Annotated in this window: 8 protein-coding genes and 1 tRNA gene; 6 read left to right on the top strand and 3 right to left on the bottom strand. The window is 65.8% G+C overall.

The features are described 5' to 3' along the window. Together rpsO and pnp are read left to right on the top strand one after the other, a co-directional pair. The coding region (gene rpsO / locus LH128_RS26075) for a 30S ribosomal protein S15 (RefSeq protein WP_008832688.1) at nucleotides 1-225 on the top strand (225 nt) is incomplete at its 5' end. Between the two features lie 332 nt (nucleotides 226-557). Continuing rightward, nucleotides 558-2,861 (top strand): polyribonucleotide nucleotidyltransferase, encoded by a 2,304-nt coding sequence (pnp, locus tag LH128_RS26070; RefSeq protein WP_008832687.1) that lies wholly within the window; start codon nucleotides 558-560, stop codon nucleotides 2,859-2,861. Nucleotides 2,862-3,127: 266 nt separating this feature from the next. Here the strand turns inward: pnp and LH128_RS26065 are convergent, their stop codons facing one another. Then, entirely contained in the window at nucleotides 3,128-3,793 is a 666-nt protein-coding gene (locus LH128_RS26065) for a peptidylprolyl isomerase (RefSeq protein ID WP_008832686.1), read from the bottom strand. A gap of 29 nt (nucleotides 3,794-3,822) precedes the next feature. Continuing rightward, entirely contained in the window at nucleotides 3,823-4,521 is a 699-nt protein-coding gene (locus LH128_RS26060) for a GcrA family cell cycle regulator (protein ID WP_008832685.1), read from the bottom strand. A gap of 93 nt (nucleotides 4,522-4,614) precedes the next feature. On the opposite strand from LH128_RS26060, the gene LH128_RS26055 reads away from it, so the two are divergent. After that, entirely contained in the window at nucleotides 4,615-5,517 is a 903-nt protein-coding gene (locus LH128_RS26055) for an ABC transporter permease (protein WP_008832684.1), read from the top strand. Between the two features lie 124 nt (nucleotides 5,518-5,641). Continuing rightward, nucleotides 5,642-7,834 carry a putative bifunctional diguanylate cyclase/phosphodiesterase gene (locus LH128_RS26050; protein WP_037521468.1) on the top strand — a complete coding sequence of 731 codons (2,193 nt, stop codon included), beginning with the start codon at nucleotides 5,642-5,644 and terminating at the stop codon, nucleotides 7,832-7,834. An 18-nt stretch (nucleotides 7,835-7,852) separates the two neighbouring features. Here the strand turns inward: LH128_RS26050 and hspQ are convergent, their stop codons facing one another. Next, entirely contained in the window at nucleotides 7,853-8,233 is a 381-nt protein-coding gene (hspQ, locus tag LH128_RS26045) for a heat shock protein HspQ (RefSeq protein WP_008832682.1), read from the bottom strand. A 154-nt stretch (nucleotides 8,234-8,387) separates the two neighbouring features. On the opposite strand from hspQ, the gene LH128_RS26040 reads away from it, so the two are divergent. Next, nucleotides 8,388-8,477 (top strand) — tRNA-Ser (locus tag LH128_RS26040). Nucleotides 8,478-8,625: 148 nt separating this feature from the next. Further along, nucleotides 8,626-9,255, top strand: a 630-nt coding sequence (locus LH128_RS26035; protein WP_327195270.1) for a tyrosine-type recombinase/integrase, incomplete at its 3' end; no start/stop codon positions are given.

Below are 9,255 nucleotides of genomic sequence, written 5' to 3'. Positions count from 1 at the left end.
GCTCGCGTCGCTGGCGACACGGGCAGCCCGGAAGTCCAGGTTGCGATCCTCACCGAGCGCATCAAGAACCTGACCGAGCACTTCAAGGCTCACCACAAGGATAACCACTCGCGTCGCGGTCTGCTGGCCATGGTCAACAAGCGCCGCTCGCTGCTGGACTATCTGAAGAAGAAGGATGTAGCGCGTTACAACTCGCTCATCCAGAAGCTCGGTCTGCGTAAGTAAGAACCGAGACGACGGCCCGCCTCGGCGGGCCGTTTTGCATTTGTCATATACGATGTGGTATGTGCCAGCCGCCCGTCATCCCAGCGAAAGCTGGGACCGCTGGCCGGGCCGCACGAACTGTCGGCAAGGCGCTTCTACGAAAGGGCGCGTCTAAAGACAGCCACCGGTCCCAGCTTTCGCTGGGATGACGGGGGAACGAAATAACCGGGCATCCTCGCAATTCGGCGCAGGCAGCCCAGGGGCGACGAAAAAGCCCCGCACCGGACCGGGACGGTATCCCCGGCAGTAAGCCCCGCATGGCAATAGGGCCGCGCGGGTCAAGGAAATCGAAAATGTTCGACGTAAAGACCGTAAGCATGGAGTGGGGCGGCAAGACCCTCACCCTCGAAACCGGCCGCATCGCCCGTCAGGCCGACGGCGCCGTCCTCGCAACCTACGGCGAGACCGTGGTGCTCTGCGCCGTGACCGCCGCGAAGTCGGTGAAGGAAGGCCAGGACTTCTTCCCGCTGACCGTCCACTACCAGGAAAAGTATTCGGCTGCGGGCCGCATCCCCGGTGGCTTCTTCAAGCGTGAGCGCGGCGCGACCGAAAAGGAAACGCTGACCAGCCGCCTGATCGACCGTCCGGTCCGCCCGCTGTTCCCCGAGGGCTTCTATAACGAAATCAACGTCATCGCCCAGGTCCTGAGCTATGACGGCGAGACCGAGGCCGACATCGTCGCGATGATCGCCGCCTCGGCCGCGCTGACCATCTCGGGCGTGCCCTTCATGGGCCCGATCGGCGCCGCGCGCGTCGGCTTCGTTGATGGCGAATACACGCTGAACCCGAAGCAGACCGCTGCTCTTACCGACGGCCGCCTCGATCTCGTCGTCGCCGCCACCGGCGATGCCGTGATGATGGTGGAATCGGAAGCCAAGGAGCTGACCGAGGAAGAGATGCTGGGTGCCGTCGTGTTCGCGCATGACGAGATCAAGAAGGTCGTCAATCTCATCATCGACCTGGCGGAAAAGGCCGCCAAGGAGCCTTGGGACATCGACCTGTCGGACAACACCGCCGACATCAAGGCGAAGCTCAAGAAGGCCGTCGGCAAGGACGTCACCGCCGCCTACAAGCTGACCGACAAGTCGGCCCGCTCCAATGCCCTCAACGCCGCGCGCGCCAAGGCCAAGGAAGCGTTCTCGGGTGAAACCCCGCAGCTCCAGATGGTCGCCATCAAGACCATGAAGAAGCTGGAAGCGGACATCGTTCGCGGCGCCATCCTCAAGGACGGCAAGCGCATCGACGGTCGTACGCTGGAGCAGGTTCGTCCGATCGAGGCGATCGTCGGCTTCCTGCCGCGCACCCACGGTTCGGCGCTGTTCACCCGCGGTGAAACGCAGTCGATCTGCACCACCACGCTGGGCACCAAGGACGCCGAGCAGATGATCGACGGCCTCGAAGGCCTGTCGTACTCGTCGTTCATGCTGCACTACAACTTCCCGCCCTACTCGGTCGGTGAAGTCGGCCGCTTCGGCGCGCCGGGCCGCCGCGAAGTCGGCCACGGCAAGCTGGCATGGCGCGCGCTGCACCCGGTGCTGCCCGCCAAGGAAGACTTCCCCTACACGATCCGCGTTCTCTCAGACATCACTGAGTCGAACGGTTCGTCCTCGATGGCCACCGTCTGCGGCGGTTCGCTGTCGATGATGGACGCGGGCGTGCCGCTGGTTCGTCCGGTCTCGGGCATTGCCATGGGCTTGATCCTGGAAGGCAAGGACTTCGCCGTCCTGTCCGACATCCTGGGTGACGAAGATCACCTCGGCGACATGGACTTCAAGGTCGCGGGCACCGAAGTCGGCATCACCACGATGCAGATGGACATCAAGATCGCGGGCATCACGCGCGAGATCATGGCCAAGGCTCTGGAGCAGGCCAAGGCTGGCCGCGCGCACATCCTCGGTGAAATGACCAAGGCTCTCGGTTCGTCGCGCACCGAACTGTCGGCGCACGCCCCGCGCATCGAGACGATCCAGATCGACAAGTCGAAGATCCGTGACGTCATCGGCACCGGCGGCAAGGTCATCCGCGAGATCGTCGCCGAGACCGGCGCCAAGGTCGACATCGACGACGAAGGCGTGATCAAGATCTCGTCCTCGGACATCGCGCAGATCGAGGCCGCCAAGAAGTGGATCCTCGGCATCGTCGAGGAAGCCGAAGTCGGCAAGGTCTACCAGGGCAAGGTCGTCAACATCGTCGACTTCGGCGCCTTCGTGAACTTCATGGGCGGCAAGGACGGTCTCGTCCACGTCTCCGAAATGAAGAACGAGCGCGTGGAAAAGCCCACCGACGTCGTCAAGGAAGGCCAGGAGGTCTACGTCAAGGTCCTCGAGATCGACCAGCGCGGCAAGGTCCGCCTGTCGATGCGCGTCGTCGATCAGGAAACCGGCGCCGAGCTGGAAGACACCCGCCCGCCCCGCGAACCGCGTGAAGGCGGCGACCGTGGCCCGCGCGGCGGCGGCGATCGCGGCGGTGACCGTCGTGGTCCGCGCCGTGACGGCGGTGGTCGCGGTGGCGATCGCGGCCCGCGCGGTCCGCGCCGTGACGGTGGCGGCGAGGGTGGCAACCCGAACCACATGCCGGCCTTCCTCAAGGAAGACTGATCGGCAGGCCGATCCGCAAGGAAACAGAAAAGGGTCGCGCGAAAGCGCGGCCCTTTTTCTTGTGGCGCGGGATGGTTGTTGTGCTCTGACAGCATTCGTCGTCCCGGACTTGATCCGGGACCGCTGGGTACTCTTGAGGCGATAGCTTGCCGTGGGCCACTGCGGCATGGCGCTGTGGATCAAGATCGCGGAGCGTTGCCAGCGATCCCGGCTTTGGCCGGGATGACGATCGGGGGGAAGTAAGGCGCAGTCCTGGAAAGGCGGCGTCAGCCGCCGGTTGCAGGAGCCTTTGTCCGGCGGGCGGTGATGATCTTCACGTCCTGCTCCAGGATTTGTCCCTTCATCACGCCTTCGCCCTTGGTGGGCGAGCGCGGCAGGTTCCAGAGCGCTTTCACCACGTCCATGCCCGCCGCGACATGGCCGAAGGCGGCGAAGCCCGCGCCGGGGTCTTTGCCGTCGTTGCCGGCGTCGGCATCGAGCGAGGGCATGTCGGAGAGCAGGATCAGGAAGTCGGCCTGCGCCGAGCCGGGCGCGAAGCGGGCCATCGAGACAGTGCCGGTGACGTGCTTGATCCCGGTCTTGCTATTGGGCTCGTGCGCGACGGGAGGCAGCAGGTTGGCGCCGTTGCGCACGCCGCCCTGCAGAAGGCCCTGGGCCGGGTCGTGATCGAGATGCATGGCGCGGTAGAACACGGCGCCATCCATCTTCTTCGTATCGACGTATTTGAGGAAGTTGGCGGTCGTCAGCGGCGCATGGGTCTTGTCGAGCGCGAGGGTGATGACGCCCTGCGGCACCGTCAGCGCGACGTAGACGTACTCGGCCGGGACTGGAGCAGGTGCCGCAGCCGGGGCGACCGGCGCGGCGTCCTGCGCGAAGGCCGGGGACAGCGTCAGCGGCGCCGCGAGAAGAGCGAGCACCGCCCGGAGCTTCATCCCCGAACCCATCCGATCAGTGGACCTGATCAGCGAACACGGGGGCCACCGAACGGCAGCGGCGGGGGCGCACGGCGCGCACCGCGCGGCAGCTGGGCCTGATAGGCGCGGCCGCAGTGCTCGACGCAGTAGGGGAACCCGGGGTTTACCTTGTCGCCGCAGAAATGGAAGTCCGGCTCACCGGGGTGGCCCATCGGCCAGCGGCAGATACGGTCGCTGAGGTCGAGCAGGCTGGTCTTGCCGGCGATTTCCGGGCTCGGCTTCGCGGGCACGAGACGGCGCGGCGGCGCGGGCGGGATCGGCTGCTGCTGATCACCGGGGCCCTGGCGCAGGAAGCCGCCGGGACCGACCGAGACGATGCGCGGCTGCGGCGGCGCGGCCGGAGCATCGGCGGCGGGCGCCGACGAGGGCTCTGCACGCTGCACGGGCGGCTGCGGCGCGGGGGCGGCGGCACGGGCGACCGGCGCTTCGACCCGCGGTGCGGGGGCGGGAGCCGGTTCCGGCGCGGCGGTGACTTCGGGCTTGGGCTTCTTCGGAGCAGGCGCGGGGCGCGCGGGCTTCTCGTTCGCCTTCACCGGGGAAGGGCGCGCCTTGAGGCCGAGGCGGTGCGCCTTGCCGATCACCGCATTGCGGCTGACGCCGCCGAGTTCGTCCGCGATCTGGCTGGCAGTGGAACCGCCCTCCCACATCTTGGTCAGCTTCTCGATCCGCTCGTCAGTCCAGCTCATTCCAGTTCCATCACTTCATGCGGGACGAGAGAATCGCCCCTGATTTCCAGGCGCCGCTTGCCTCGGAAGGCATCAGCCGATAGTCGCCGGTGCATGGCCGATCAACCCCATTCGACTGAGCTGCCCGGCACCTCCGGGATACTGAACCCCGACGGCACCAACGGCAACACGACTCGCCGTTTTCCGGCAAAGGGAGAACCCCTGATCCACCAGGTGAACTGGGAGGGGCTCAAGACGCTCTATATGAAGGAGGTCAGGCGCTTCTTCAAGGTCCAGACCCAGACGATCTGGGCGCCCGCGATCACGACCATGCTGTTCCTGGTGATATTCACCGTGGCGCTGGGCCGGGGCGACCGTCAGGTGCTGGGCGTCAACTTCGCGACCTTCGTGGCGCCGGGGCTGATCGTCATGGGCATGATGCAGAACGCCTTCGCCAATTCCAGCTTCTCGTTCCTGGCGGGCAAGGTGCAGGGCACGATCGTCGATTACCTCATGCCGCCGCTGACCGAGGCGGAGTTGATGGTCGCCATGATCGGCGCAGCGGTCACTCGCGCGGTGCTGGTGGGCCTCGCCCTGACGCTGGCGATGCTGCTGTGGCCGGGCGTGAGCCTGTCGATGGCGCATCCGTGGGCGGTCGTGTGGTTCGGCCTTGCGGGATCGGCCTTCCTGGCGCTGTTGGGCCTGCTCTCCTCGGTGTGGGCAGAGAAGTTCGACCACAACGCGGCCGTCACCAACTTCGTCATCGCGCCGCTCTCGCTGCTGTCGGGCACCTTCTACGTGATCGACAACCTGGCGCCCGCTTTCCAGGCGATCAGCCGCGTGAACCCGTTCTTCTACGTGATCTCGGGCTTCCGTTTCGGCTTCCTCGGTCAGAGCGACATCGGCGACACCAACATGGCGGTGCTGCACAGCGCGCTGGGCGTCGGCCTGCTGGATGCGGCGCTGGCGACGGTGCTGTTCCTCGTCCTGCGGTCAGGCTGGAAGTTGAAGGGCTGAAAGAGCCCGCTATCCGTAAAGAATCGCAGCCGACCAGAGCCTTTCGTTAATGAAAAGTTATACGCTCTGGTGCAGGCATTCGTGTGTGACATCACGATTGGCCTTGGGCGAAAATCGCAAGCGGATGGTCGGTCGGTTTACCGCTCCGATCGTTGCGGCCGCGTTGTGCCTGCTCGCCCTCATGCTCGGTCTGCTGGAATGGTCGGGTCACGAAGTCGATCGCATCGCTCGCAACCGCGATCACGCCATCGTCTCGCTGGTGCTGGCGCAGAGTATGGAGCGCGTCGCCCATGCGCAGGAGTCCTCGACCGTATGGGACGACGCCGTCCGTGAGGCGCGCAAGCGCCCGCTGGACGAGCGCTGGCTCGACCTGAACCTCGGCGTCTGGTTCGAGGACTATGCCGGGATCGACGAGGTCTATCTGCTCGACCCGCAAGGCGCGCCGATCTACGCGATGCGGGCAGGCAAGCGCGCGCGTCCGGAAAGCTACATCGCGGTGGAAGACGCGACGCGGCCGCTGCTGTCAGGCCTGCGCCGCACGCCCATCATCCGCAAGCGCACGGAAGCCGACGTGGCGATGCTCTCGCCCGGACAAGCCGACATCGCCATCGTCCGCGGGCGCCCGGCGATCATCAGCATCAAGCCGATCGTCACCGACAGCGGAACGCTCCGGCAAAAGCCGGGAACGGAAGCCCTGCATGTCGCAGTGGTCTATCTCGACAACCAGTTCTTCGGCGGCGTGGCCGAGCAGTACGGCCTTGCGGGAGCACATTTCGCCCTCGCACCGCCCGCTAATAACGGGCAGCGCTCGGTAGCGCTCCACGACCGCGCCTCGCGCGTCGTGGGCTACCTCGTGTGGCAACCTTTCGCGCCCGGCAGCCAGGTCATCGCGGCACTGGCTCCGGCGCTGGCGATCGTCCTGCTGCTGATCACCGTAGTCCTCTTCGTGCTGGCGAGCCGTCTGGCCCGCCGGACGCATGACCTCGAGGAAAGCCGCCTCCACGCGCAGCACCGCGCCATGCACGACGACCTGACGGGGCTCGGCAACCGGGCGATGTTCGAGCAGCGGCTCGACGAGGCGCTTGCCCGCTCGCGTCGCCACCGCACGCTGCTGGCATTGCTCTACATCGATCTCGATCGTTTCAAGCAGGTCAACGACACGCTGGGCCATCCGGCGGGCGATGCGCTGATCCGGCAGGTGGCGCGGCGGCTGGTCGCCGAAGTGCGCGGCTACGACATCGTCGCCAGGCTGGGCGGCGACGAATTCGCCATCCTCATCGGCGAGCCGGAGGGGCGGGCCTCGATCGAAGGCATCTGCGCACGCATCGTCGCGGAACTGGAGCGCCCCTTCGACCTGGCCGGCTCGCAGGCGTTCATCGGCGCCAGCATCGGCGTGGCGGTCTCCCCGGTGGATGGCCTCGACCGTACCGAACTGACCCGCAAGGCCGACATCGCTCTCTACAAGGCGAAGACCGACGGCCGCAGCCGCTACGTCTTCTTCACGCAGGATATGGACCACGACGTGCGCTCGCGCGAGGAGACCTACCGGGAGCTGCGACTGGCGCTGGCGGACTGCGACCGGCAACTGGAACTGCACTACCAGCCCATCTGGTCGCTGGAAGACCGCCGCATGGTCGGCGTGGAGGCGCTGCTGCGCTGGCAGCATCCCGAGCAGGGCCTCGTCGCGCCCGGCGCTTTCATCCGCTCGGCCGAGGAGAGCGGTCTCATCACGGTGCTGGGTGAATGGGTGCTGCGCCGCGCCGTGCAGGATGCGCGCGCCTGGCCGGGTCTGCGCGTTGCCGTCAACGTCTCGCCGATCCAGCTGCGCAGCCGCAAGTTCGTCGAGATCGTGCGCGAGGTGCTGGGGCACGGCGGCGTGACCGCCGAGCGGCTGGAACTGGAACTGACGGAGACTGCGCTCATGGCGGCTTCCGGCGAAGTCGCCCGCTCGCTTGCGGACCTGCGCGGGCTTGGCGTGCACTGCGCGCTGGATGATTTCGGGACCGGCTACTCCTCGCTCAGCCATATCCGTGACATCGCGGTGGACCGGATCAAGATCGACCGTTCGTTCGTCAATGCAGTCGATACGGTGCCCGGGGCGGCATTGGTGGAAGCGATCGTCGGTCTGGCGCGCGCCAACGGCCTGCGCCTTACCGCGGAGGGCGTGGAAACCCCCGAACAGCTCGAGTTCCTGGAGCGGGTCGGCTGCCACGAAGTGCAGGGCTACCTGTTCTCGCGGCCTGTCCCCGCCTCGGCGATCGCCCGGCTGCTGACGAAGCGGGCAGGCGAGGGCGATCGCTCATCCGCGGCGCTCTGAGCCATATCGACGGGGAAATCAGTGCGCCAGGCCGGGGCGCAGCTGGTAGCGGCCATTGTCGTAATCGTCGAACATCTGCGACAGCGAGGGATGATCGACCGGCCCACCATCGGCGTCCCCGGTCAGGTTCTGCTGGCTGACGTAGGCGACGTAGCTGGAATCGTCACTCTCTGCGAGGAGGTGGTAGAAGGGCTGGTCGCGCTTGGGGCGCACTTCGGCAGGGATTGCCTGGTACCATTCCTCGCTGTTGGCGAAGACGGGGTCGATGTCGAAGACGACGCCGCGAAAGTCGTGGAGTCTGTGGCGCACGACATCGCCGATTGCGAATCGTGCCCGCGTCCGCAGCGGTGCGTCGATGACACGCCCGGCCTGGGGCGAGAAGAATGACGCTCTGTTCATGGCCGAGATATAGGTTTCATGGGCATTTCAAACAAGCGAGCATGCGGGGCTGTTCCCGAAAATGTGAAATGAGGGCTTGGCAAGCGCGATCAGGTCCGCTAACGGCGCGCTTCCCGACCCGGTGGAACTTGTTTCACCGCCTAAATCTTCTAGCGGAGAGGTGGCAGAGTGGTCGAATGCGCTGCACTCGAAATGCAGTGTACGGGAAACCGTACCGTGGGTTCGAATCCCACCCTCTCCGCCATTTGACCCTCTACGGGGGTCCACCACCGTCTACTAACCCTTGATTTTCTGCCGTTTTTGATGGCATCTGGGCCGGTCATGGTCTGGAGTTGTCTACTGGCGTCAACTCAATACCATGGCATTCGACATGGTATCGGGCCTGTCGATCCATGGTATCGGGAATCATGCTGAACGACGCGAAGGTGAAGGCGGCCAAGGCCAAGGACAAAGCCTACAAGATTGCGGACGCGGGATCGCTCTATCTCAATGTGAGCACGACCGGCGTGCGGTCCTGGCGAATGAATTACACCTTCGGCCGGAACGCGGCTGGCAAGCCTAACCAGAAGACGCTCACCTTCGGAACGTACCCGGTGATGACGCTGGTGCAGGCCCGCGCCAAACGCGACGAGGCCAAAGGCATGCTCGCCGAGGGCCGCGACCCCGCCGTGGAGAAGGTCGTCGCTGCCAAGGCCAAGGCGCTGGAAAGCGAGAACACCTTCCGCGTCGTCGCCGATCGCTGGTTCGAGTTGAATAGCGGCTGGTCGCTGGAAAAGCTGAACGCCTACCGGGACGAGCGCGAGGGGAAGTGGTCGCACCGGACCTCGCGGCACTGGACCGTCCATCGCGCGCCCTGGTCGCCAGTCCACAGCGCCGACGTTCTGCAGAGCATGGAGCGAGACATCTACCCGGAGATCGGCAACCTGCCGATCACCTCGATCAAGGCGCCGAAGCTGCTTCAGGTGCTGCAGAAGGTTGAGAAGCGCGGTGCGATCGAGACGGCCCAGCGCCTGCGCCAGCGC

The organism is Sphingomonas sp. LH128, from assembly GCF_000293195.2.
GTDB lineage: Bacteria > Pseudomonadota > Alphaproteobacteria > Sphingomonadales > Sphingomonadaceae > Novosphingobium > Novosphingobium resinovorum_A.
Note: the sequence above shows the minus strand (reverse complement) of the source record. Positions and strands in the feature narration are given on the sequence as shown.